The organism is Bradyrhizobium altum (genome assembly GCF_020889705.1).
Lineage (GTDB): Bacteria > Pseudomonadota > Alphaproteobacteria > Rhizobiales > Xanthobacteraceae > Bradyrhizobium > Bradyrhizobium altum.
The window spans coordinates 1-24,154 of the sequence record NZ_JACMYP010000136.1; the positions used below are offsets into that span (position 1 = coordinate 1).

The 24,154-nt window shown below is 65.5% G+C and carries 21 protein-coding genes and 1 riboswitch; of the genes, 10 read left to right on the forward strand and 11 right to left on the reverse strand.

Annotated features, from left to right (window positions below):
- The 8 genes from H8B02_RS28110 to H8B02_RS28145 all read left to right on the forward strand — a co-directional run.
- Nucleotides 1-601, forward strand: a 601-nt coding sequence (locus H8B02_RS28110; protein ID WP_249795569.1) for an amidase family protein, incomplete at its 5' end; no start/stop codon positions are given.
- A 76-nt stretch (nt 602-677) separates the two neighbouring features.
- Nucleotides 678-1,628, forward strand: coding sequence for an ABC transporter permease (locus tag H8B02_RS28115; protein ID WP_229169218.1), 951 nt, complete (start codon nt 678-680; stop codon nt 1,626-1,628).
- Complete coding sequence (locus H8B02_RS28120; protein WP_229169219.1) at nt 1,625-2,521, forward strand: ABC transporter permease; 897 nt, start codon at nt 1,625-1,627, stop codon at nt 2,519-2,521. Before H8B02_RS28115 ends, H8B02_RS28120 begins: the two co-directional genes overlap by 4 nt.
- 3 nt (nt 2,522-2,524) lie before the next feature.
- Nucleotides 2,525-3,529, forward strand: a complete 1,005-nt coding sequence (locus H8B02_RS28125) for an ABC transporter ATP-binding protein (RefSeq protein WP_229169220.1) — start codon at nt 2,525-2,527, stop codon at nt 3,527-3,529.
- Entirely contained in the window at nt 3,526-4,560 is a 1,035-nt protein-coding gene (locus H8B02_RS28130) for an ABC transporter ATP-binding protein (RefSeq protein ID WP_229169221.1), read from the forward strand. Before H8B02_RS28125 ends, H8B02_RS28130 begins: the two co-directional genes overlap by 4 nt.
- A 56-nt stretch (nt 4,561-4,616) precedes the next feature.
- On the forward strand, nt 4,617-6,107 hold the full coding sequence (locus tag H8B02_RS28135) for an ABC transporter substrate-binding protein (protein ID WP_229169222.1): 1,491 nt from the start codon (nt 4,617-4,619) through the stop codon (nt 6,105-6,107).
- A gap of 427 nt (nt 6,108-6,534) precedes the next feature.
- Nucleotides 6,535-8,244 (forward strand): pyrroloquinoline quinone-dependent dehydrogenase, encoded by a 1,710-nt coding sequence (locus H8B02_RS28140; protein WP_229169223.1) that lies wholly within the window; start codon nt 6,535-6,537, stop codon nt 8,242-8,244.
- A gap of 89 nt (nt 8,245-8,333) precedes the next feature.
- A complete protein-coding gene (locus H8B02_RS28145) occupies nt 8,334-8,900 on the forward strand; it encodes a c-type cytochrome (protein WP_229169224.1) in 567 nt (188 codons plus the stop codon).
- Nucleotides 8,901-9,005: 105 nt separating this feature from the next.
- On the opposite strand, the gene glyA is transcribed toward H8B02_RS28145, so the two are convergent.
- The 3 genes from glyA to bla form a co-directional block, all read right to left on the reverse strand.
- A complete protein-coding gene (glyA, locus tag H8B02_RS28150) occupies nt 9,006-10,283 on the reverse strand; it encodes a serine hydroxymethyltransferase (RefSeq protein ID WP_229169225.1) in 1,278 nt (425 codons plus the stop codon).
- A gap of 34 nt (nt 10,284-10,317) precedes the next feature.
- Nucleotides 10,318-10,403, reverse strand: a riboswitch (ZMP/ZTP riboswitch).
- Nucleotides 10,404-10,486: 83 nt separating this feature from the next.
- A complete protein-coding gene (locus H8B02_RS28155) occupies nt 10,487-11,401 on the reverse strand; it encodes an ankyrin repeat domain-containing protein (protein ID WP_229169226.1) in 915 nt (304 codons plus the stop codon).
- A gap of 136 nt (nt 11,402-11,537) precedes the next feature.
- Nucleotides 11,538-12,437, reverse strand: a complete 900-nt coding sequence (gene bla, locus H8B02_RS28160; RefSeq protein WP_229169227.1) for a class A beta-lactamase — start codon at nt 12,435-12,437, stop codon at nt 11,538-11,540.
- A gap of 99 nt (nt 12,438-12,536) precedes the next feature.
- On the opposite strand from bla, the gene H8B02_RS28165 reads away from it, so the two are divergent.
- Nucleotides 12,537-13,499: a LysR family transcriptional regulator gene (locus H8B02_RS28165; protein WP_229169228.1), complete on the forward strand. Its 963-nt coding sequence runs from the start codon at nt 12,537-12,539 to the stop codon at nt 13,497-13,499.
- A 183-nt stretch (nt 13,500-13,682) separates the two neighbouring features.
- Here the strand turns inward: H8B02_RS28165 and H8B02_RS28170 are convergent, their stop codons facing one another.
- The 6 genes from H8B02_RS28170 to H8B02_RS28195 all read right to left on the reverse strand — a co-directional run bounded on the left by H8B02_RS28170 (nt 13,683) and on the right by H8B02_RS28195 (nt 21,329).
- Nucleotides 13,683-14,651 (reverse strand): ABC transporter ATP-binding protein, encoded by a 969-nt coding sequence (locus tag H8B02_RS28170; RefSeq protein WP_229169229.1) that lies wholly within the window; start codon nt 14,649-14,651, stop codon nt 13,683-13,685.
- On the reverse strand, nt 14,648-15,628 hold the full coding sequence (locus tag H8B02_RS28175; protein ID WP_229169237.1) for an ABC transporter ATP-binding protein: 981 nt from the start codon (nt 15,626-15,628) through the stop codon (nt 14,648-14,650). The genes H8B02_RS28170 and H8B02_RS28175 overlap by 4 nt, the downstream gene beginning before the upstream one ends.
- Nucleotides 15,625-16,542 carry an ABC transporter permease gene (locus H8B02_RS28180; protein WP_229169230.1) on the reverse strand — a complete coding sequence of 306 codons (918 nt, stop codon included), beginning with the start codon at nt 16,540-16,542 and terminating at the stop codon, nt 15,625-15,627. The genes H8B02_RS28175 and H8B02_RS28180 overlap by 4 nt, the downstream gene beginning before the upstream one ends.
- Nucleotides 16,508-17,464 (reverse strand): ABC transporter permease, encoded by a 957-nt coding sequence (locus H8B02_RS28185; protein WP_229169231.1) that lies wholly within the window; start codon nt 17,462-17,464, stop codon nt 16,508-16,510. The genes H8B02_RS28180 and H8B02_RS28185 overlap by 35 nt, the downstream gene beginning before the upstream one ends.
- A 242-nt stretch (nt 17,465-17,706) precedes the next feature.
- A complete protein-coding gene (locus H8B02_RS28190) occupies nt 17,707-19,497 on the reverse strand; it encodes a peptide ABC transporter substrate-binding protein (RefSeq protein ID WP_229169232.1) in 1,791 nt (596 codons plus the stop codon).
- Between the two features lie 413 nt (nt 19,498-19,910).
- The gene (locus H8B02_RS28195; protein ID WP_229169233.1) at nt 19,911-21,329 is read right to left on the reverse strand and encodes a M20 family metallopeptidase; all 1,419 of its coding nucleotides are present in this window, start codon (nt 21,327-21,329) and stop codon (nt 19,911-19,913) included.
- 387 nt (nt 21,330-21,716) lie between these two features.
- On the opposite strand from H8B02_RS28195, the gene H8B02_RS28200 reads away from it, so the two are divergent.
- Complete coding sequence (locus tag H8B02_RS28200; protein WP_376711718.1) at nt 21,717-22,955, forward strand: metallophosphoesterase family protein; 1,239 nt, start codon at nt 21,717-21,719, stop codon at nt 22,953-22,955.
- 486 nt (nt 22,956-23,441) lie between these two features.
- Here the strand turns inward: H8B02_RS28200 and H8B02_RS28205 are convergent, their stop codons facing one another.
- Nucleotides 23,442-23,816: a helix-turn-helix transcriptional regulator gene (locus H8B02_RS28205; protein ID WP_229169235.1), complete on the reverse strand. Its 375-nt coding sequence runs from the start codon at nt 23,814-23,816 to the stop codon at nt 23,442-23,444.
- On the reverse strand, nt 23,813-24,154 hold a 342-nt coding region (locus H8B02_RS28210), incomplete at its 5' end, for a S1C family serine protease (RefSeq protein WP_229169236.1). The genes H8B02_RS28210 and H8B02_RS28205, both read right to left, overlap by 4 nt.

Below are 24,154 nucleotides of genomic sequence, written 5' to 3' on the forward strand. Positions count from 1 at the left end.
CGCGGACGTCGCCGCTGACTTCAAGGCGGGCCTCGACCGGCTGGCCAGCCTCGGCGCCGAACTCGAGGAATTTCCCGGCGACGGCTTCGACATCGAGCCGATCTGGCGCGCCATCAATCACACGGTCTGGCGCACCCGCTTCGAGAAGCTCGCGGCCGATCATCCCGATGACCTCAGCCCGACCTTCCTGAAGCAGCTCGCACTTGCTGCAAAGGTCAGCGGCGTCGCCTACCAGCAGGCGATGTTCGACCGCACCGCGCTGTTCCGCCGCGTGCAGGCGCTGTTCGTGCGCGGCGATCTGCTGGCGATGCCGACGCTGACCCGCACTGCGCTGCCGATCGATCAGGATCTGTTCGGTACCATCGACATTGACGGCCAGAGCTTCGACAGCGTGCGGCCGCACTGGTTTCCCTGGACCATGCTGTTCAACATGACCGGGCATCCCGCGGTCAGCATTCCCTCCGGCTTCGGCCGCGACGGCCTGCCGATCGGCCTGCATCTGGTCGGCCGCTTCCGGGCCGATGCGGAATTGCTGAGGGTCGCGGCGCTGTTCGAAGAGGCGAGCGATCTGCTCGGCCGCTGGCCGGCGCTGAAATCATGAATGACGCGGCGGAGGGCTTGCATTCGTTCGCGAACATGTTGAAACCTGCGGCCTGTTCTTTACCCTTCGGGCGGGCATGAGCGTATTCTTCCTGCGGCGGATCCTGACCCTGGTGGCGACACTGTTCGCGGCCTCGCTGATCATTTTCCTGGTGCTCGACGCGCTGCCGGGCAATGCCGCCCAGATGCTGATGGGCGCCGACGCCTCGCCCGATGCGGTGCGCGCGCTCACCGTCAAGCTCGGCCTCGACCAGCCGCTCACGGTTCGCTATTTGCTCTGGATCAAAGGCATGGCGGTCGGCGATCTCGGCAACAGCTATGTCTATGGCACGCCGGTGGCCGGCCTGATCGCGGAGCGGCTCGTGCTGACGATCCCGCTCGCGATCATGTCGATGCTGATCACGGTGGTGCTGGCGCTGTCCGCCGGCATCTACACCGCGGCCAACCACAACAAGCTCGGCGATGTCGGCGTGATGTCGCTGACCCAGATTGGCATCGCGCTGCCGAATTTCTGGTTCGCGATCCTCTTGATCCTGTTGTTCTCGGTAAAGCTGCAATTGCTGTCGGCCGGCGGATTTGCCGGCTGGGATGACGGCGTCTGGGCGGGGATTCGCTCGCTGCTGCTGCCCGCGATCTCGCTTGCCGTGGTGCAGGCCGCGATCCTGGCCCGGGTCACCCGCTCGGCGGTGCTGGAGGTGCTGCGCGAGGATTTCGTCCGCACCGCGCGCGCCAAGGGGCTCGGCAAGCGCGAGGTCTTGTGGCACCATGTGCTGCGCAACGCCATGATCCCGGTCATGACTGTCATGGGCCTGCAATTCGCCAATCTCCTGGCCGGCACCATCGTGATCGAGAACGTGTTCTATCTGCCCGGCCTCGGCCGGCTGATCTTCCAGTCGATCGCCAACCGCGACCTGATCGTGGTGCGCAACTGCGTGATGCTGCTCGCCGCGATGGTCGTGACAGTCAACTTCGTGGTCGATGTGCTCTATGCCTTCATCGATCCGCGGATCAAGGTCGCCAACCTGTGAGCGCGCCGCTGACCGCATCTGCCGGCACGGCGGCGATCGCACCGGGGGCGAGGCCGGCGACCGGCTTCTGGCGGCGCGCCCTGCGCCATCGCAGCTTCGTGCTTGGTGCGGTGCTCAGCCTGCTCGTGCTCGGCGCGGCGCTGCTGTCGCTGGTCTGGACGCCGTGGTCTGCTTACGACATCGACGTCGCCTCGAAGCTGCACGCGCCGTCGGCGGCGCATTGGCTCGGCACCGACGTGCTCGGCCGCGACATCGTCTCGCTGCTGCTGGTCGGCGCGCGCTCCACTATCATGGTCGGCGTCATCGCGGTCGGCATCGGCCTGACCTTCGGCGTCGGCCTCGGCCTGATCGCGGCTGCCCGCAAGGGCTGGACCGAGGAGCTCATCATGCGGATGAGCGACTTCACCTTCGCTTTCCCTGCGGTGCTATCGGCCATCATGCTGGCCGCGGTCGCGGGCCCCGGCATGGTGACGTCGATCACCGCGATCGGCATCTTCCAGATCCCGACCTTCGTCCGCGTCACCCGCGGCTCGGCGAATGCGATCTGGGCCCGCGAATTCGTGCTGGCCGCGCGCGCCGCGGGCAAGGGCTCCTTCCGCATCACGATCGAGCACGTGCTGCCGAACATCCTGTCGATCCTGGTCGTGCAGGCGACGATCCAGTTCGCGCTCGCGATCCTCGCCGAGGCCGCGCTGTCCTATCTCGGGCTCGGCACCCAGCCGCCGCAGCCATCCTGGGGCCGCATGCTCAACGATGCGCAGACCCTGCTGTTCCAGTCGCCGATGCTCGCGGTCTATCCCGGTGTTGCGATCGCGATCGCGGTACTCGGGCTCAACCTGCTCGGTGACGGGTTGCGCGATCTGCTTGATCCCCGTCTGGCGCGGGAGCGTTGAGCAATGGCTGACACAGGCGCGCCGCTGATCGAGGTGAAGAACCTGGGAGTCCGGCTCAACACCAGCCGCGGCCCGGCGCAGGCCGTCCGCGGCGTCAGCTTTGCGCTTCGCCGCGGCGAGACGCTCGGGCTGGTCGGCGAGTCCGGTTGCGGCAAGTCGGTCACGGCGCTTGCCCTGATAGGGCTGCTGCCCGACAGCGCCGTGATCAGCGGCAGCATCCGGCTCGAAGGCGCCGAGCTCGTCGGACTGCCCGACGCGGCTTATTGCAAGCTGCGCGGCAACCGCATCAGCATGATCTTCCAGGAGCCGATGACTGCGCTCAATCCGATGCACACGATCGGCCACCAGGTCGCCGAGCCGCTGCGGCGTCACACCGGCGTCTCGGCAACCGAAGCGCGGCAGGAAGCCATCGCCTTGCTCGATCGCGTTGGGCTACCCGATGCGGCGAAGCGGGTCGATGCCTATCCGCACCAGTTTTCTGGCGGCCAGCGCCAGCGCATCACGATAGCGATGGCGCTGGCCTGCCAGCCCGATGTGCTGATCGCCGATGAGCCGACCACGGCCCTCGACGTCACGATTCAGGGCCAGATCCTCGATCTGATCGCCGATCTCGTCGCGGAGCGCGGCATGTCGATGATCCTGATCTCGCACGACCTCGGCGTGATCGCCGAGAATGTCGAGCGCATGATGGTGATGTATGGCGGCACCGTCGTCGAAAGCGGCACGACCGATGCCGTGTTCACGCGGATGGGTCATCCCTATACGCAGGGCCTGTTCCGCGCCCGCCCACGGCTCGGCGCACGCAAGGGGACGCGGCTCACGACCATCGCCGGCACTGTGCCGGAGCTGGCTGACCTGCCCGCGGGCTGCACCTTCGCCGATCGCTGCGCGATCGTGGAAGGACGTTGCCGCGCGGCGCTGCCGGCTGTCGTCGATGTCGGCGCGGCGCATGGCGTGCGTTGCATCAGGACCGACGTTTCGATGGCGGTCGGAGGCGTTGGCGCATGACGGTACTTGCTCAATCCCAGCCCGCGCCCGCGACGCCGCTGCTCGAGGTGAAGGATCTCGCGCAACGCTACACCCTGCCGCGTGAAAGCCTGTTCAAGCCGGCGGCGCAGGTGCACGCGCTCAATGGCGTCACGGCTCGGGTCATTCCGGGCAAGAGCCTCGGCGTGGTCGGCGAGTCCGGGTCGGGTAAATCGACCTTTGCGCGGCTGGTGATGGCGCTGGAGCGGCCGACATCGGGCACGGTGTGTTTGCTGGGCCGCGACCTCAACCGGATGCCACCGGACGAGCTGCGCCACGCGCGCCGCGATTTCCAGATGGTGTTCCAGGATCCCTACGGCTCGCTCGATCCGCGGCAGACCGTCGCGCGCATTGTGGCCGAGCCGCTGACTGCGCTCGGGCGGATCGATCGCGGCAGCCTGCGCGAGCGTGTCGCCACGGTGCTGCGGCAGGTCGGGTTGCGCGATGCCGACATGGACAAGTTCCCGCACGAATTCTCCGGCGGCCAGCGCCAGCGCATCGCGATTGCGCGCGCGCTGATCACCCAGCCGAAGCTGATCGTCGCCGACGAACCGGTCTCGGCGCTCGACGTCTCGGTGCAGGCGCAGGTGCTCAACCTGATGCAGGATCTGCAGGATGAGTTCGGTCTGAGCTATATCCTGATCAGCCATGACCTCGCCGTGGTCGATCTGCTCTGCGACGAGATCGCGGTGATGTATCTCGGGCGGATCGTCGAGCAGGGGCGGCCCGCCGAACTGTTCGCCCACAGCGCCCATCCCTATACGCGCGCACTGCTGGATGCGGTTCCGCGCGCCCGGGCAGGTGGTGTCCGGCGCCGCCGCGGCGCGCAGGCAATCGGCTCGCAAGCGTCGGCTGCGGCCGGCTGTCCTTACGCGCCGCGCTGTCCCCTGGCCGACCAGCATTGTCGCGAGGCCGCGCCTGGGCTACGCAGCGTGGGAGACGCCCATCTGGCGGCCTGCCATTACGCCGAAGCCGTGATGGCGCTGCCGCCAGTGGTCGCGGAGGCCGGTTAGTCTATTGTGCAGGACCAGCCCAGGCTGATGAAAGAGCACGTCCGGGGAGCAGACCAATGTTGAGGAAATTGTGCGTCATCGCGGCCGCTGCCGCACTCGCCGCAGCGCCGCTGCCGAGCCTCGCGCAGGGCAAGAAGGACAGCGTCGTGATGGGCATGACGCTGGAGCCGCCGGGACTCGATCCGACCAACGCGGCGGCCGCGGCGATTGCCGAAGTCACGCTCTACAACGTCTACGAGACACTGACCAAGATCAACGAGGACGGCTCGGTGTCGCCGCTGCTCGCCGAGAGCTGGCAAGCCTCGCCGGATCTCAAGACCTACACCTTCAAGCTCCGCAAGGGCGTCAAATTCCACAATGGCGAGCCGTTCGATTCCGCGGCGGTCAAGTTCTCGTTCGACCGCGCCGCGGCGCCGACCTCGACCAACAAGGACAGGAGCCTGTACCAGGCGTTCGCATCGGTGACGGCGCCGGACCCGGAGACGATTGTCGTCGCGCTGAAGTATTCCGAGCCGAACCTGCCGTTCCTGCTCGGTCAGGCGTCGGGCTCGATCGTCGAGCCGAAGAGTGCGCCGACCGATGTGACGCAGCCGGTCGGCACCGGACCCTACACGCTCGGCAGCTGGGCCAAGGGTTCGTCGATCACGCTGGTGAAATGGCCGGAGTACCGCAACGCCGCCGCGATCAAGCTCGCCAAGGTGACGATCCGCTTCATCGGCGATCCAGCCGCGCAGGTCGCGGCGCTGCTGTCGGGTGACGTCGACGCCTTTCCGCGGGTTGCGGCGGCGCGCAGCCTCGCGCAGTTCAAGGCCGATCCGCGCTTCAATGTGCTGATCGGCGGCTCGCGGACAAAAACCATCGTCGGCATCAACGAGCGCAAGAAGCCGCTCGATGACGTCCGCGTTCGCCGCGCCATCCTGGCGGCGATCGACCGCAAGGCGATGATCGACGGCGCGGTCGACGGCTTCGGCACGCCGATCGGCAGCTTCTACACGCCGGGATCGCTCGGCTATGTCGATACCACCGGCATCAACCCCTACGATCCCGAGCTGGCCAAGAAGCTGCTGGCCGAGGCCGGCGTCAAGACGCCGCTTGAGCTCAGCCTCAAGCTGCCGCCGCCGTCCTACGCGCGGCAGGGCGGCGAAGTGCTCGCGGCGCAGCTCGCCAAGGTCGGCATCGTTGCCAAGATCGAGAACGTGGAATGGGCGCAGTGGCTGTCGCAGGTCTTCACCGGCCCGCACAATTACGACCTCACCATCGTCGCGCATGTCGAGCCGTTCGACCTCGTGAAGCTGACCGAGCCGGATTACTATCTCGGCTACAAGTCCGAGGCGTTCAACGCGCTCTATCAGCAGATCATGGCGACGCCTGGCGAAGCCGGCCGGGCAAAACTGCTCGGCGACGCGCAGCGGATGTTGGCAACCGATGCGGTCGCCGGCTTCCTGTTCCAGCCGCAATTGATCACGATCGCCAGCAAGAAGCTGAAGGGCGTGTGGAAGGACGTGCCGCAGTTCGAGAATGATTTCTCGACCTGGGCTTGGGAGTAATTCTGGGAGAAGGCGATCGCGCCGGCGAGACCAATGGCCTCAGCCGGCGCCGCACCTCGCGCGCCGCCGTCGCTTGACGCTTAGTCTCATTTTGCGTGCTGCGCCTGCGAAGGCGAATGTGTCCGGCGATGCGCGAAGGCGCCGGAAGCCACCGATATTGCTTGGATTGATGCAAGCCCGCGGTCGCAGCACTTCGGGCGCGCGAACGCATGCTGTTCCGGCTTCGCATTGAGCGCATCGGTTGTCTTTGTGAAGGACAGCGCTAACATGGAACCCGTCCATCGATACCTGTCGTTGTCATTTTGATCATCTATTGCAGCGCAACCAAAGCCACCCACGGTGTGCGCTCGCTACGGCGGCCAGGCCTCGAAGGGGAAGTAGCAAACATCATCCCTGATACTGCAACCAAGAAATAACGGGGGAGACTATGTACGTGAAAGGGCTTGCGGCATTCGCCGCAGCGGTCGGCGTTGGCCTGTTGTCCGGTGCCGCCATCGCACAAGAGGTCAAACAGGAGAAGCAGTCGGTCCTGGGGAACGCCAATGTCCCTCCGGTGACCCAGGAGCAGCTCAACGCTGCCGACAAGAACGCCAAGGACTTCCTGCTCACCAACGGAAACTACGCCCAGACGCGGTTTTATCCGGGCAAGCAGATCAGCCGGGACAATGTGAAGAACCTGCACGTCGCCTGGATTTTCCAGACCGACGTCAGGGAGTCGCTCGAGACATCGCCGATCGTCGTCGACGGCGTGATGTATGTCACGACGTCGTTCAGCCATGTCTATGCGCTCGACGCCAAGACCGGCCAGCAGCTCTGGCACTATGCCCACAAGATGGGCCCGATCACGGTCTATTGCTGCGGTCCCAACAATCGCGGTGTCCAGGTGCTCGGCGACCGGGTTTATCTGGCGACGCTGGATTCCAAGCTGATGGCGCTGAATGCCAAGACCGGCGAGGTGGTCTGGACCACCAACATCGCCGATCCCGAGCTCGGCTACAGCGAGACGATGGCGCCGACCGTGGTCAAGGACAAGGTGCTGATCGGTACCAATGGCGGCGAATACGGCATCCGCGGCTTCGTTCGCGCCTATGACGCCAAGACCGGCAAGCAGCTGTGGAATTTCGACACGATTCCGGAGAACTCCGTCGGCGTCTGGGCGACCAAGGACGCCACCGGCCGCGACATGCATCGCAACATCCAGGCCGAGAAGGACATGCTCGCCAAGATCGGCGATCCCTATGCCAAGCTCGGCGGTGGCGTGTGGCAGAACCCATCGGTCGATCTCGCGACCAACCGCATCTACTTCGTCGTAGGCAATCCGTCGCCCGACCTCGACGGCTCGAACCGGCCCGGCGACAACCTCTACACCAACTCGCTGGTCTCGCTCGATCTCGATACCGGCAAGTATGTCTGCCACTTCCAGTACATCGCCCATGACGTCTGGGATCTCGACGCGGTCAGCCCGACAGTGCTGGTCAACGTCAAGGACAAGGACGGCAAGACGATTCCCGGCGTCATTCACGCCGGCAAGACCGGGCACATCTATGTGCACGATCGCAAGGACTGCAGCCTGATCCGCTTCTCCGAGGCGATGGTGCCGCAGGAGAACATGTGGGTGCTGCCGACCAAGGAAGGCGCGCGCATGCTGCCCGGCGCCAATGGCGGCGTCGAATGGTCGCCGATCGCGACCGACCCGGGACAGGAGCTGGCCTACGCCATCAACCTTCACCAGCCGATGACCTACCACGTCGAGAGCTCGGCCTATCCGAACGGCAAGCTGTGGCTGGGCGGCGCCTTCAAGGTGATCCCGAGCGAGAAGCAGTCGGGCAACATCACCGCGGTCAACTACAACACCGGCAAGATCAAATGGCAGGTCAAGACACCTGAACCGATGATCGGCGGCATCCTCGCCACCGCCGGCGGCCTGGTGTTCACCGGCGAAGGCAACGGCAAGTTCGCGGCCTATAATTCGTCGAACGGCAAGGAGCTGTGGAGCTTCCGCGCCGGCGCCGGCGTCAACGCGCCGCCGTCGAGCTACATGATCGGCGGCAAGCAATATGTCGTGGTCGGCGCGGGCGGTAACACCCAGATCGACTACAAGCGTGGCAACAACATCATCGCTTTCACGCTCGACTGAGCCGAGGCGGGGTGGATAATCGCGCGTGCAAGTATTGACGGCGAGGCGGGACCGGTTCGGTCCCGCCTCTGTTTTCTTCGGATGGACCAATGTTCGGCAAATTGATGATGTGCGGCGCCGCGCTGCTGCTGATGGTGGCCGAGGCGCGCGCGGAGACGATCGAGGAGAAGGTGCAGGCCTGCACCGGTTGCCACGGCGAGGACGGCAAGCCCGTCGACAAGACCATTCCGACGATCTGGGGCCAGCAGGCCGGCTATCTCTATATCCAGCTCCGCGATTTCAAGCGCGGCGATCGCAAGAGCGAGATCATGCAGCCGATCGCGACCCAGTTCGAGCGCGACGACATGCTGGCGATCGCGGAATATTTTTCGAAGAAGCCATGGCCCGATCTCGGCCAGCCGCGCGCGCCCAAGGACGTCGCGGAGAAGGCGGTCAGCGCCAGCCGCTCGGTCGGCTGCCCGGCCTGCCACCTCGATCGCTTCCAGGGCGACGGCACGGTGCCGCGGCTTGCCGGGATGGGACGGGACTACCTCGCCAAGACCATCGCCGATTTCCGCACCCGCGCGCGCGGCAACAATCCCGGCATGTCCGACCTGATGCTGGCGACCTCGCCCGACGACCTCGCCGCGCTGGTGGACTATCTGGCGGGGCTTTAGGGGGCAGGGCTATCGCATATGCGTCTTTGGTGATCGAGGGTGGGCGCCGGCGCCCGGCCCCGTTCTGCATATCTGCGCGTCAAGTTCCGGTTGCCGTACAACCGATCAGTTCGGTCGAGACCTGGACACCACGCCTGGAACAGGAAAGGCTCGGCACATCTCGATGCACTCCGACCTGATACGCGCGACGACCGCATCGTCTCCGTTCGCCTGCAGAGCCCCCGCAATGAACTCGGCGATACGGCGCATTTCGGGGTCTCCCATGCCACGCGTGGTCGCCGCCGGTGTCCCAAGGCGAATGCCGCTTGGCCTGAGCGGCGGGCGCGGATCGTCTGGAATAACCTGCTTGTTTGTGGCGATGGCGATGGCATCGAGCACGTCCTCGGCTGCTCGCCCGTCCGATCCGACGGACGCTACTGTATCGACGACCATCATGTGATTATCCGTCCCGTCCGTGACCAGTTTCATCCCGCGTTCCATCAACGCGCCGGCAAGAACCTTCGCGTTGTGCAGAACCTGCCGCGCGTAAACCTGGAAATCCGAGGTCGCCGCCTTCTTGAGCGTCACGGCAATCCCGGCCACGACGTTCATGTGAGGTCCGCCCTGCAAACCTGGAAAGACGGAAGCATCGATCCGACCGGCATTCTCCTTCCGGCACAGGATGATCCCGCCGCGGGGGCCGCGCAGTGTCTTGTGGGATGTCGTCGTCATGATGTCGAAGCCGGCATCAAGCGGATTGCCCATGACATTCGCGGCAACCAATCCGCCATAGTGGCTCACGTCAGCCATCGTGAGCGCGCCAACTTCGTCGGCGATACTCTTGAATGCCGCATAGTCCAGGTCGCGCGGATAGGAGCTGTAGCCGCACAACACCATCTTCGGACGCGCCTCACGTGCAATCGCGCGCAATTGATCGAAATCGATCGCGCCGTTTGACGGTGCCGTCTTGTAGCGAACGAAGTTGAACAAGCGCCCCATGTGGGACACCGGCGCGCCGTGGGTAAGATGACCGCCGTGGGACAGGTCCATGGCGAGAATAGTGTCGCCGGGGTTCAATAGGCCGAGATAGACGGCCTGATTCATCGGTGATCCGGAAAGCGGCTGAACGTTGGCGTGCTCGGCACGAAAAAGCGAGCAGGCCCGCTGGCGTGCGAGGTTCTCGATGCTGTCGGTATACTGCTGGCCGCCGTAGTATCTGCGTCCCGGATATCCCTCGGAGTATTTGTTGGTGAAGACCGATCCGAGCAGTTCAAGCACCTCCGGGTAGGTGTAATTCTCGGACGGAATCAGTTCGACGCCGTCCTGTTGACGGCGCTCTTCCCCTGTAAGGGCGGCAGCGATCTCTTGATCGTTGATGAACAGTTCGTTGTAAAATGACGGCATGCTCGGGCTCCTCAACACGCTGTTTTTCCAGCAGATTGGTTGCCCAGGCGATCGGCGTTGGAACCCTTCGCGCTTCCCCGTGGTCGATTCCACGTTAGCTCGCCAGTCGCGCGATAGGACGAATGAGCACGGAGACTCTTCGTAGAGGAGAATTTAGCCGACCTGCGGACCCTCCGCAACTAATGAGTCCATCGCGTCATGCTTCAGCGCGGCGTCAGCTCCTCGCGCAGCGCCGACAGGATGGTGAGATCGGCGGCGTGCTTGCCGGCCTTGTCGGCCAGCGCCGCATCGGCGCCATGGGCGAGCAGCGCCTTGGCAATCGCCGGATGGTTGCCCTCGGCGGCGATCATCAGCGCCGTGCGACCGCGGGCGTCGCGTTCGTCGACCCTGGCGCCTGCGTCGAGGAGATACGCGACGACCTCGAGCGCCTGCGCCTCCGGCACGGTCTCATCCGGCCCGGCCGCCCACATCAGCAGCGTGAGGTCGTTGGCGTAGCGCGCATTGATGTCGATATCGAGCGCAAGCAGCTGCTTGACGATGCCGAGCTGGCCACCGGCCGCCGCATACACGACCGGCGGCTTGCCGGTGTCGTCAGCCTTGCGGCCGTCGGCGCCGTGCGCCAGCAGCATGCGCACCACCATGTCCCGGCCGGCATAGGCGGCGGCCGCGACTGGGGAAGCACCGCTGCGTCCGGTGAGATTGACGTCGGCGTTGCGGTCGATCAGGCGCTGCACGATCGCGACATGGCCGCGCTCGGCGGCAAGATACAGCGCGGTTGATCCCGCGAGGTTGCGGGCATCGACCGGCGCGCCACGGGCCAGCATCAGGTCGACCATGTCGAGATGGCCGGAGCGGGCGGCGTGGCTCAGCGGCCTTGCGCCGAGCCGGTCCCGCGCGTCGACCGAGGCACCGCCATCGAGCAGCTCGCTGGCGAGATTGATGCAATCGGCGTTGGCCGCCGCGAACAAGGTCAGCGAGATCTCGACCGCGCTGAGCTGCGCCTTGTCCGTTTCGTATTTGCGGATCAGTTCGCGGCACCGTGCCGGGTCGGCCGCCGCGAAGCTGCTGTGAACGCTGCCGGCAACCAAGAGCGCAGTGAGGACGATGCGGCGATACAAGACGTGTCCTCCGTATGGCCTGCTGACGGCACCGCCATTCGGATTGAGCGTCGCATGATCCTTGGTTGCTGCCAAGCCGCGCAGCGATTTTCAAGCCGCGCAGCGAAGTCGTGCCGCGCGGCGTCGTGTTGCGGCTCTAGCCGGCCTGTCCGGTGGTCGCATTCGCAACGGCGCGCGCGACGTTGGCGATCACCTCGTTGCACTTCTCCATCGGAGCACTTGCCCCGGTCAGGTAGACCGTCACCACGATCGGCTTGCGGCCGGGCGGCCAGAACACGCCGATATCGTTATAGGTGCCGCGCTCGCCGGTGCCGGTCTTGTCGCCAACCCGCCAGTCGCGCGGCACGCCGGCGCGCAGCCTCGTGTCGCCGGTCTTGTTGGCGACCATCCAGTCCACCAGCTTCTGGCGCGAGGCGGCCTGCAGGACGTCGCCGATCACCACGCGCTGCAGACTCTTCAGCATCGCGACAGGGCTCGTCGTGTCGCGCGGATCGCCCGGCGCGGCTTCATTCAGCGCCACCTCCCAGCGATCGAGCCGGCTGACATTGTCGCCGATGGTGCGGAAGAAGCTGGTGAAGCCGGCAGGCCCGCCGATCTCGCGCAGCAGCAGGTTGGCAGCGGTATTGTCGCTTAGGGTAATGGCGGCCTCGCAGAGTTCGGACAGCGTCATGCTCGATCCGACGTGCTGCTTGGCCACCGGCGCATAGGCCAAGATATCCTTGGCCTCAACCTGCACGCGCTGGTCGAGGCTGGATTCGCCGCGGTCGACCCGGTGCAGCACCGCGGCCGAGGCCAGCGCCTTGAAGGTGCTGCACATCGGGAACCGCTCGTCGCCGCGCTGGCTCGCGCGCAATCCGGTCTCCATGTCGAGCGCGGCGACGCCGAGCCGGCCACTGGTCGCCAGCTCAATGCGGGCAAACTCCTCTTGCAGCCGCCGCGCCGGTTCGCCTGGTCCCGCTGCTGCACCTTGCCGCGGCAGGGTGCAGGACATCGCAAGGCCGAGCGCGCGCAATCCGAATGTCCGTCTCGTCAGCATGTCTCGTCTCCGTTGGCGGCGCGAAACTGCCGGGCGGCGTGACGGCGCACAAACAATCATTTATACAACGAGGCATGAGGAAAACTTGGTCATAACACCGTGCGCCGGCATCTCCCGCTGAACGCACTGCGCGCCTTCGAGGCCTCCGCGCGGCTGTTGAGCTTCACCCGCGCGGGGATGGAGCTGCGCGTGACGCAGACCGCGATCAGCCACCAGGTCAAGCAGCTCGAGGAACTGCTGGGCGCGAGCCTGTTCCGCCGCCTGCCGCGCGGGCTGGTGCTCACTGACGAGGGGCTGGCGCTGCTGCCGGTGCTGACCGACGCGCTCGACCGGATCGGTGCCGCGATCGATCGCATCGAGGCCAAAGGCACGCGCGAGGTCGTCACCGTCGGCTGTGTCACGACGTTTGCGACCGGGTGGCTGCTGCAACGGGTCGATCGCTTCAAGCGCGCGCATCCCTATATCGACCTGCGTCTGCTCACCAACAACAACCGCGTCGACATCGCGGGCGACGGGCTCGATCTTGCGCTGCGCTTCGGCGACGGCTCTTGGCACGGCACCGAGGCGATCCATCTGTTGTCCGCGCCGCTCTCGCCGGTGTGCTGTCCCGATATGGCAGGCCGGCTGCGCAAGCCGTCCGACCTCGCGCAGGAGTTTCTGCTGCGCTCCTACCGCGCCGAGGAATGGCCGCTGTGGTTTGCGGTGGCCGGCGCGCCGTGCCCGAAAATTCAGGGGCCGATCTTCGACAGTTCGGTTGCGATGGCCGAGGCCGCCGCGCGCGGCGTCGGCGTCGGGCTGGTGCCGACTGCGATGTTTGGCAATGAGCTGGCCTCCGGCCGGCTGGTGCGGCCGTTCGCGGCCGAAGTGCCGGCGGGGTCGTATTGGCTGACCTGGCTGAAGTCGCGGGAAGTGACGTCCGGCATGCGCGCCTTCCGTGACTGGCTGCTCGACACGCTGCGGGCGGAGGCGAGTGAGGTGGAGGACGCCGTAGCGCCTGCACCGCGGCGAAATATCAAGGCAAAGGCCAGGCCGAAGCCACGGACCAAGACCAAGCGGCGTTGACTTCTGACGACGTGACTATCGTCGCCATGATTTCTGAATTATCGAATAATGCCGCTGATTTGCCCGACATGTCAAGTGCCGTGTCGAACGCCCGCGGCCGCCGGCTACTTTGCATGGGGTTGTTTTCGATATTTTTTGGCGGTGCGCCCCCGCGACGGGTAGCTGTCGCATCTGGCGCGCCACCTACGCCAGATGGCACGCCACAGAATGCCCGTTGCTGCCTTGCCGCAGCTCGGGCGCCTCCTGCCGGCAGCGCTCTTCGGCGATCGGGCAGCGGGTGTGGAAGTGGCAGCCCTTCGGCGGATTCATCGGGCTCGGCACGTCGCCCTTGAGGCGGATGCGCAGTTTTTTCGCCTTGGGATCCGCCACCGGCACGGCCGAGAGCAGCGCCTTGGTGTAGGGATGCTGCGGATTCCGGTAGAGATCGCTGGCCTTGGCGAGCTCGACGATGCGGCCGAGATACATCACCGCGACGCGGTCGGAGATGTGTTCGACGACAGAGAGATCGTGGGCCACGAACAGATAGGTCAGGTTCAGCTCGGCCTGCAGATCCTCGAGCAGGTTGATGACCTGGGCCTGGATCGAGACGTCGAGTGCCGAGACCGGCTCGTCGCACACGATCAGCTTCGGCTCCAGGGTCAGCGCGCGGGCGATCGCGATGCGCTGGCGCTGGCCGCCGGAGAATTCATGCGGATAGCGCCGCATGTGCTCGGCCTTCAGCCCGACCTTGACCAGCAGGCGCGCGACGCGGTCCTCGCGCTCGCTGGCCGAGGTCACGAGATTATGGATGATGAAGGGCTCGGCGAGGATCGCGCCGACCGTCATGCGCGGATTGAGCGAGGCGAACGGGTCCTGGAAGACGAGCTGCATGTTGCGCCGCATGGCGCGCAGGTCGCCGCCGCCAAGCCCGATCACGTTTTGGCCGTCGAACACGACTTCGCCGGAGGTCGGCTCGATCAGCCGCAGCACGCAGCGCCCGGTGGTCGACTTGCCGCAGCCGGATTCGCCGACCAGCCCCAGCGTCTCGCCACGGTTGACCGCAAACGACACGCCATCGACCGCATAGACCTGGCCGACCTCGCGCGACAACAGGCCGCCGAGCACCGGAAAGTGCTTTTTCAGATTGCTGACGCGCAGCAGCGGTTCGCTCATGACGCGTCTCCGAGGTGGCAGGCCATGCGATGGCCGGGCGCGATCTCGCGCAGCTGCGGCTCCTGCTTGGTGCAGATGCTCATGGCGTGTTTGCAGCGGGAAGCAAACCGGCAGCCGGGCGGCGGGTTGATCAGGATTGGCACCGAGCCGCCGATCGCTTCCAGCCGGGTCTTGTGCTCGGCGTCGAGATCGATGCGCGGGATCGAGCGGATCAGGCCCTGGGTGTAGGGATGGCTCGGGTTACCGAACAATTCGTCGACCGGTGCCTCCTCCACCACCTTGCCGGCATACATCACGACGACGCGCTGCGCGGTCTCCGCGACCACGCCCATCGCGTGGGTGATCAGCATCACCGCCATGCCGAGGCGCTCCTTCATGTCCTGCAGCAGGTCGAGGATCTGCGCCTGGATGGTGACGTCGAGCGCGGTGGTCGGCTCGTCCGCGATCACGAGCTTGGGCCGGCAGGCCAGCGCCATCGCGATCATCACGCGCTGGCGCATGCCGCCGGAGAACTGGTGCGGATAGTGATGCACGCGGCCCGCGGCATTGGGGATCTGCACCAGCTGCAGCATCTCGATGGTGCGCTCGAGCGCCTGCTTCCTGGTTACCGCCTCGTGGCGGCGCAGGCTCTCAGCGATCTGCTCGCCGATGGTCAGTACCGGATTGAGCGAGGTCATCGGCTCCTGGAAGATGAAGCCGATCTCCTTGGCCCTGATCTCGTCGAGCTGATGGCTGGTCAGCGGCGCCAGATCGCGGCCCTCGAATATGATTTCGCCCGCGACGATCTTGCCCGGCGGCATCGCGATCAGCTTCAGGATCGACATCGCCGTGACGGTCTTGCCGCAGCCGGATTCGCCGACCACGCACAGCGTCTCGCCGCGGTTGATGCTGATGTCGACGCCGTCGACCGCCTGGACGATGCCGTCGTCGGTGGTGAAATGGGTTTTCAGACCCTTGATGTCGAGCAGCGCCATCAGATCACCTTGCGCGCATCGAGCGCGTCGCGCAGCCCGTCGCCGATGAAGTTGATGGCGACGACCGCGATGAAGATCGCGCCGCCCGGAAACAGCGCCCAGTGCGGGCCGATATCGAGAAAGTCCTTGGCGTCATAGAGGATGCGGCCCCAGGTCGGCGTATCCGGCGGAAAGCCGAGGCCGAGGAACGAGAGCGTCGATTCGGCGATGATCGCGGCGGCGACGTCGATCGTGCCGGCGATGATCACGGGTCCCAGCGCATTGGGCAGGATGTGGCGCACCACCTGCCGCACCGGGCTCGCGCCGAGCGCGCGCGCCGCCTCGACGAATTCCTTTTCGCGCAGCGACAGGAACTGGGCGCGCACCAGGCGTGCGACCGGCATCCAGCGTAACCCCCCGATGACCAGCACGATCAGGATGAAGATGCCGCCCTCGGGGCCGAACATGGCCTTGAGCCCGTCGCGGAACAGATAGATCAGCATCAAGAGCAGCGGCAGTTGCGGCAACGACAGGAACAGGTCGGTCAGCCACATCAGCGCGTAGCCGAGCGGGCCGCGCGACATGCCAGCGAGCGCGCCGATCAGCGTGCCGACGAACACCGAGACGAGCATCGCGGCGAGGCCGACCGCGAGCGAGATGCGGCCGCCATAGATCATGCGGGCGAGCAGGTCCTGGCCGAGATCGTCGGTGCCGAACGGATGCGCCACTGAGGGGCCCTGCATGCCTGCCACCACGTCGATGTCGCTGATCGAGACCCGCCAGATGAACGGGCCGATCACGACGGCCGCGATCAGCAGCAGCAGCAGCACGGCGCTGACCACGGCGGGCCTGTGCCGGCGGTAGCGCCGCCAGGTTTCGCGCCAGGGCGAGTAGCCGCGCCGCTCAGCGGAAGGAGATGCGAGGGTCAAGCCAGCCATAGAGGACATCTGCAATCAGGTTGAAGAGCACCACGAGACACGCGAACACGAAGGTCACGGCCATCACGACCGGCGTATCGTTGGCGAGGATGGACGAAATCAGCAGCGAGCCGATGCCGGGAATCCGGAAGATCTGCTCGGTGACGATGGCGCCGCCGAACACGGCGGGCATTTGAAGCGCGATCAGCGTGACGACCGGGATCATCGCATTGCGCATCACATGCTTGACGATCACCTTGGCCTGCCCGAGCCCCTTGGCGCGCGCGGCGGTGACATAGTCGAGCCGGATCACGTCCAGCATCGCCGAGCGCACGAAGCGGGTCATCGACGCCGCCTGGAACAGGCCGAGCACCATCACCGGCATGATGGCCTGCCGGATCATCTCCAGCAGCCAGGGGATGCCGCTGCCGGGCACGTCGGTGTAGACGAAGGGCAGCCAGTCCAGCTTCACCGAGAAAACCAGGATGAACAGGATGCCGGTGAAGAAGGTCGGCAGCGAGAAGCCGATAAAGGCGAAGGTGTTGGCGAGCTGGTCGAACAGCGAATAGGGCCGGGTGGCGGCATAGACGCCGACCGGGATCGCTATCAGCAATGCCAGCAGCTGCGCTGAACCGATCACGTAGAGCGTGGTCGGTAGCCGCTGCAGGATCAGCGTGTCGACGTTGATCCGGCTGACAAAGGAGAAGCCCCAGTCGCCCTGCGCCATCGCCGCAAGCCAGTGCAGATAGCGGAGGTAGATCGGATCGTCGAGCCCGAACTTGGTGCGCAGCGCGGCCTGTACCTCGGGCGGCACGTTCGGATTGGTCGCGAGCTCGCTGAACGGATCGCCCGGCGCGAGCGCCAGCACGACGAACAGCACGACCGAAATCCCGAGCAGGCTCGGGATCGCGATCATCAGACGGCGCAGGATATATTGGCTCATCGAGAGATCATCTAGCTAACGCTCGCACCTCGAGCACGTTGATCTTGCTTCCAGTCGAAAGGCGAGCTTCACCTCGCCCCGCGTGCGGGGAGAGGTCGAAATTCAAGCACAGCTTGAATTCCGGGCGAGGGGACTCTCCAAGAACTCATCTCTCACGGTATTTGCGGTTGGAGCCCCTCTCTCCGCAAGAACGGGGGGAGGGAGAAGACGCACCCATTCAACTCCGAACCCGTCCCCGTGTCTCAGGTTTCACGATACCAGTCTTGCAGATTGTCGGTTTGGTTGGCCCAGCCGGAGAGCGCGGGCCGCACCGTGTTGGAGCAGGCTTCCACCGCAAGCCGATGCATCACGGGGATCATCACCGTGTCCTGCCACATCAGATCGTTGCACTTGATGTAGAGATCCGCGCGCTTGATCGGATCGGTCTCGGTATCGGCGGCATCGACTGCGGCGTCGAAATCCTTGTTGACCCAGCGCGGGAAGTTCGGTCCCTGCCACTTGTTCTCCTTGGTGGCGACGTTGCGCGAATGATAGCGGCGCATGTGCAGGGCCGGATCGGGTTGCGTCATCGGGATCTGGAACATCTCGATGTCGGCATAGAAATGGGAGTAGGTGTCGGGGTTGGCGACGTCGGAGGAGAAGAACACCGAGGCCACCACCGATTTCAGCTCGACGTCGATGCCGGCCTTCTGGCAGGCCTGCTTGACGATCGCCTGGGTCTTCTGCCGCGGCCCGTTGATCGAGGTCTGGTAGAGCAACTTCAGCTTCTTGCCGTCCTTCTCGCGGATGCCGTCGGAGCCCGCCTTCCAGCCGGCCTCCTCGAGCAGCGCGCTCGCCTTCTCGACCGAGAACTCCCATTTGGTGTTCTTGGAGACGAACTCCTCGGGGCCGTTGAGATAGTTGGCGGTGGCGCGGCCGGCGCGGCCGTAGATCACCTTCTTGATCGACTCGCGGTCGACCAGCAGCGCCAGCGCCTGGCGCACGCGCGGGTCGGACAGGATCGGATGCTTGGTCTTCATCGACGAGCGTTCGCCGTCGACCTCGGTGTTGGGGTCGGTGAAGTTGATGGCGATGAACTCGATGTCGCCGCCGACGGCATATAGCGTCTTGCCCTTGCCGCCCTTCTCCAGCCGCAGCAGCACCTCGTCCTCGACCTGGATATTCCAGGCGAAATCATATTCGCCGGTCTGGATCACCGCGCGGGCCGCCGACACCGCGTCACCGCCGCCCTTCATTTCGATCGTGTCGAAATAGGGCCGGTTCGCCATGTGGTAGTCCTGATTGATCTCGCCGCGGATCAGGTCGCCCGGCTTGAACTCGATGAACTTGTAGGGTCCGGTGCCGACCGGCTTCAGATTGGTCGACGCCTCGCGCGACTTGCCGCCCTTGAATTCCGCGAATAGGTGTTTCGGAATGATGCAGCCATAGGCGCCCACGAACGCGTTGGCCCAGAACGGCGTCGGATCCTTGAACTTGATGCGGACCGCGAGGTCGTCGACCTTCTCCACGGTCATGCCGGCGTAAGTCGCGCTCGATACCGCGGCCGTCGCGGGGTCGCTGGCATATTCCCAGGTGAAGACGACGTCGTCGGCGCTGAACGGCTTCCCGTCATGCCATTTGACGCCGGGTTTGAGTTTCCAGACCACCGATTTGGCGTCGGCGGCGAGTCCGCCATTCTGGATCGAGGGGATCTCGGCGGCGAGGATCGGGTTGAGATGGCCGTCGACGTCCCAGCTGGCCAGCGGCTCGTAGAAGATGCGCGAGCCGTCCTGGTCCTTGGTGCCGGTGGCGAAATGCGGATTGAGCAGGGTCGGGCCCTGCCACCACAACAGCTTCAGCGGACCGCCGCCGCCGCGCTTGGTCGGCTTGTAGGGGTTGGGGCTCTGCGCCATCGCGACGCCGCCGATCGCCAGAATCTGGTTCGCCAACGGCGCGGTGAGGCCGACGGCAATCATTCGCTTGACGAAGGCGCGGCGGTCCATCCGTCCGTCCCTTACGTCGTCGATCATCCCGCGCAGATTGTTGTCGAACATTGTCCCCTCGGTCCGGCTCACGTGTGATTGCGGCGGGCCTTGGAACCGGCCGCCGTGCTGGCGGCAGATGGCACACCGAATGACCGCGAAGGTCAACGCCTCCCGAGGTTCAGCGACTAGGTCTTTTGGCTATCGCTTGTGCAGAACCGCTCCGCGCCGCACATCGGTTCGGCACTTCGGTGCCAAAGCGCGCCTGCGCGCGCCTCGCAGTGCGGAAAATTTGTTCGTTATCCTTTGTTCCGAGATGCTTTTTTGTCACGCGCGCGCGTTTTCGAGCGAAGCGGATGCCGGTTCGCGTGAAGAAAACGCATCAAGGCAGAAAACCAGAGTCTCGTTCCGATCCAATCGGAACGGGGATGGGCGCTGGCCGCGCCGCGCATCGACGCGCAGGCCCGGCCCGTTAAATGCGGCGCTCAGGAGACCGACATGTCCAACGGCGGTGCAACATTCGCCGGCAGCGGACTGATATAAGGCGTTCGGGTGGTCCGCTTCTTGAGGTCGGCCTTGGCGGCCGCGATCAGCTCCGGCTCCATCAGCGCCTTGACGCCGAGGCCGGCCATCGCCTTGGCGGCCTGCACCATCGCCTTGTGCGCGGCCGGCGTCTTGCCCTGCGCCACAACCTGCCAGGTGTGGAACGGCGTGCCGATTGCAACCGTCGGTGCATGGACCTGCACCGTTGGCACCACCCAGCTGACGTCACCGACATCGGTCGAGCCGACCAGCGGATTGCGCTTGGCGTCGATCGGCACCAGGAAATCGGCCAGCGGCCGGTCGGTCGGATCCATGCCGATCGCGTAGTAGACCGAGGCGATGTCCTTGTCGGTCAGGGTCGCGCGGATCTTGCCGGCGAAATCCTTGTCGGCATCGTCGAAATGCGGCGGGCCGAGATCTTCCATGATCCGGTGCAGCGTCTGCTCCAGCGGGGTGTTGGGCAGGATGTTGGAGACCGCCGAGATGATCTTCATCTCCATCTTGGTCTCGGTCATCAGGGCTGCGCCCTGCGCGATCTTGTGCACGCGTTCGACCAGCTCGTTCATGCCGGGCAGGTCGCGGGCGCGGATCGAGTAGCGCACGCGGGCATGGGCCTGCACCACATTGGGCGCAATGCCGCCGGTGTCGAGCAGCGCGTAATGCACCCGGGCATCGCTCGGCATGTGCTCGCGCATGTAATTGACGCCGACATTCATCAATTCCACCGCATCGAGCGCGCTGCGGCCGAGATGCGGCGAGGCTGCCGCATGCGAGGTCCGCCCGGTGAAGATGAAATCGGCACGGGTGTTGGCGAGCGACGGCGTCACCGCCACCTCCCAGAAACTGTGCGGATGCCAGGTGATGGCGATGTCGGCGTCCTCGAACGCGCCACAGCGCACCATGAAGGCCTTTGCCGCGCCGCCTTCCTCGGCCGGACAGCCGTAGTAGCGCACCCGGCCCGGCACCTTGTTGGCAGCAAGCCAGTCCTTCACCGCGGTCGCCGCGAGCAGCGCGGAAGAGCCGAGCAAATTATGGCCGCAGCCATGGCCGTGGCCGCCGGTCTCGACTGGACGAGGTTCGGCGACGCCGGCCTCCTGGCTGAGGCCGGGCAGGGCGTCATATTCGCCGAGGAAAGCGATGACCGGGCCGCCCTCGCCCCATTCGCCCATCACCGCGGTCGGAATGTCGGCGAGGTTCTCGGTGATACGGAAACCCTGGTGGCGCAGCTCGGCCAGATGTTCGGCGGATGAGCGCGCCTCGGTGTAGCAGACCTCGGGCATCGCCCAGACCCGGTCGCTCAATTCGATGAAACGCGGCTTGATCGTGTCGACGCCGCGCCAAACATCATTACGGTTGTCCATTTGCTTCGGTCCCTTAGCTTCGCAAGGCAATCTGAAGCGCAAAAGGCTAGCAGCTTGGCGCGACGCCGCCTAGCGTGTGCGGGCAGAGCAGCTTTTCCGCAGCGTCACGTCTTGGTGTGTGGAGAAACATGTCTGCCGCACCAAAGCTGTTCTCGTTGATTGGACGCCATGCGTATAGCCCGGTCGCAAAGGGCACCGGCCGCCTGCCTTGAGCGATCGGCCTGCCTTCCTCTATGATGTGGCTCGCGAGGACGTGGTTCGACCATGCATGATGCAATTCCGTCTCTGTTGCCGAGAAATTCGGGCCACCAGTTCGTGATCTATGCCGACGCCTGCTCGGGCATTCCCGGTGCGCTGCATGAGCGCACCTTCGCGTCGGTGAACAATGTGGTCCGCCGGCTGCATCCTGCGCCCGAATTCATTCTCTTCCCCGGCGACGAGATCATCGGCCTCACCGCCGATGCCGACGCGTTGCGGGCGCAGTGGCGGCATTGGCTCGATACCGAAATGGGCTGGCTCGACCGGCGCGCGGTGCCGCTGTGGCACACGACCGGCAACCACACCACCTATGACGAGATGAGCGAGGCGGTGTTTCGCGAGGTGCTGAAGCTGCCACGCAATGGTCCGCCGGGCCAGGAGGGCCTGTCCTATTGGGTCCGCCGCGACGATTTGCTGATGGTGTTCGTGCACACGCTGTGGAGCGGGCTGGGTGGCGAGGGCCATGTCGAGACCGATTGGCTGCAAGCGGTGCTCGAACAGAACAAGGATGCCCGCCACAAGCTGGTGCTGGGTCATCATCCCGTGTACCCCATCAATGGCTTCAGCGGCAGCTATCAGCGCGAGATCGGCCACGAATACAGCGCGCGCTTCTGGGAGATACTGGTCGGCGCCGGCGTGACCGCCTATCTGTGCAGCCACATCCTCGCATTCGACGTTCAGGTCCATCGCGGCGTGCTGCAGATCTGCACGGCGGGCGCGGGCACCGCGCACCGGATGCCCGAGGGCGTCGAGTACCTGCATTGCGTGCAAGCGGCGCTCGATCAGGACGGCCTTCGCTATCAGGTGCTCGACACCGAAGGCGTCGTGCGCGAGCAACTCGCATGGCCGCTGCCATCTCTCGACCACGCCGGGTGGTCGCCATTGCCGCACGGGACCAGCCCCGCGCCATTGTCCGGGATGCCGGCGCCCGCGACGGTGGTCGCCCTGAAATTGTCGGGCCGCACCGCCGCGGCAAGCGCCGCGCCGCAAACGCTGCTATGTACGCCCGTGCCTGACATGATCGCGCCGCTCTGGCTCGGCCTGCGCGGGCCGAACCAGACGCTCACTCTGATCCTCGGGCGCGAGCCCGGGCGCAGTCCGCACTACTGGGTCGGTCCCGATCTCGGCGATGAGCGGGATTTCGACCTCGACATCGCCTTCTATCCGGACATGGGACCGGGCGGCGTGCTGTGGCGACGCCGCGGTGACATCAGCTGGACGTCGTTCGCGGCGATATCGGCGACGGGGCTCGAGCGGTTCTCGTGGCCCGCGCTCTGGAGCGTCGGGTGCGGACAGCATGGACCGGACGACAGGCGATATGCCGGACCACGGCTCGACGTCACTGCGGCCGTGTTCGCATTGTCATGAGCCGAAGTCTTGAGCCAAGGTGTTGAGCTAGGTCGGGGGCGACCGCCCGGCTGAGAAGCGGGGCTAGGACGCGGGGGGGCCTAGTCAGGCTTCTTCGGCTTGTCGCGTTCCGCGCTCTTCAATTCGCGATCGATCAGCGTGCAGACCCGCCGCTGCGCCAGCAGGCCGAGCCGCGCGCGCGTGGTGCCTTGCTTGATCTTGCCGTTGACGAGTCCCGTTCACAATATCCGCTGCGGCGTATGGGTCCCGGCCTGCGCCGGGACGACGGCCAAATTTTAGACGCGCGGTGTGCCTCACAACTTGCGCAACCCACTCGATGTCGTCCTGGCGAAAGCCAGGACCCGTTCCCCAAATCTCAATTGGTGCGCGACGCTGGGGCCACAGTTCGGTTCAGCATCGAATGCGGTGGTTATGGGTCCTGGCTTTCGCCAGGACGACGAAGGGATAGGTCTCAATCCGCCAGAATCAATCTTGTACGTCCCACCCTCACAAATTGATCACCCCGCGCCGCGCCGCGTGCGCGACGGCGTCGGTGCGGCCGGTGGCGTCGAGCTTGTCGAGCAAGGAGCTGACGTGAAACTTGGCGGTGTGGACGGAAATCCCGAGCCGCTGCGCGATCATCTTGTTGGATGCTCCTTCGGCGAGCAGCGCCAGCACGTCGAGCTCGCGCGGCGTCAGCTCGAAGTCGCCGCCGCCTGCAGTCTCCCGGTTGCGCGCGACGATCGTCGCCGTCGCCTGTTGGCCCGGCGCCGCAAGCCGCAGGCCCGCGACGCTGCCGAGCAGCGTCGCCAGCCGGTCGGCGAGGGCGGGGTCGTCGATCTCGAGTGCGATGATGATGTCGGCGGCAGGCTCGCTGCTCACGTCTCGGGCCTTTCGCCGACCGTCACCTTGAAGTTCAACGGCTCGCCGCCGCGATGCACGGTGAGCTCGACCACGCTGCCGACGCTCTGCGGCCCAAGGCCGCGCGAGAGCGCCCGCACGCCGGACAATTTCTCGCCATTGACGGCAACGATCACGTCGCCCTGGCGAATGCCGGCGGCGGCCGAGGGGCCGGCCTTGTCGATGTTCATCACCATCGCGCCGAGGCCGTCGTCGAGGCGGACCGGCTGCAGCCCGACGCCGAGATATCCGCGCGCGATGCGGCCGCTCTTCTCGAGCTGGGCTGCGACCCGCTCGATGGTCGCAGCCGGGATCGTCAG

Bases quoted from the DNA above. Each gene is read 5' to 3' on its own strand.
- H8B02_RS28145 (WP_229169224.1), top strand. From the start codon at position 8,334: ATGTTCGGCAAATTGATGATGTGCGGCGCCGCGCTGCTGCTGATGGTG.
- H8B02_RS28135 (WP_229169222.1), top strand. From the start codon at position 4,617: ATGTTGAGGAAATTGTGCGTCATCGCGGCCGCTGCCGCACTCGCCGCA.
- bla (WP_229169227.1), bottom strand. From the start codon at position 12,437: ATGCTGACGAGACGGACATTCGGATTGCGCGCGCTCGGCCTTGCGATG.
- H8B02_RS28185 (WP_229169231.1), bottom strand. From the start codon at position 17,464: ATGAGCCAATATATCCTGCGCCGTCTGATGATCGCGATCCCGAGCCTG.
- H8B02_RS28115 (WP_229169218.1), top strand. From the start codon at position 678: ATGAGCGTATTCTTCCTGCGGCGGATCCTGACCCTGGTGGCGACACTG.
- H8B02_RS28190 (WP_229169232.1), bottom strand. From the start codon at position 19,497: ATGTTCGACAACAATCTGCGCGGGATGATCGACGACGTAAGGGACGGA.
- H8B02_RS28140 (WP_229169223.1), top strand. From the start codon at position 6,535: ATGTACGTGAAAGGGCTTGCGGCATTCGCCGCAGCGGTCGGCGTTGGC.
- glyA (WP_229169225.1), bottom strand. From the start codon at position 10,283: ATGCCGTCATTTTACAACGAACTGTTCATCAACGATCAAGAGATCGCT.
- H8B02_RS28125 (WP_229169220.1), top strand. From the start codon at position 2,525: ATGGCTGACACAGGCGCGCCGCTGATCGAGGTGAAGAACCTGGGAGTC.
- H8B02_RS28170 (WP_229169229.1), bottom strand. From the start codon at position 14,651: ATGAGCGAACCGCTGCTGCGCGTCAGCAATCTGAAAAAGCACTTTCCG.
- H8B02_RS28130 (WP_229169221.1), top strand. From the start codon at position 3,526: ATGACGGTACTTGCTCAATCCCAGCCCGCGCCCGCGACGCCGCTGCTC.
- H8B02_RS28180 (WP_229169230.1), bottom strand. From the start codon at position 16,542: ATGGCTGGCTTGACCCTCGCATCTCCTTCCGCTGAGCGGCGCGGCTAC.
- H8B02_RS28195 (WP_229169233.1), bottom strand. From the start codon at position 21,329: ATGGACAACCGTAATGATGTTTGGCGCGGCGTCGACACGATCAAGCCG.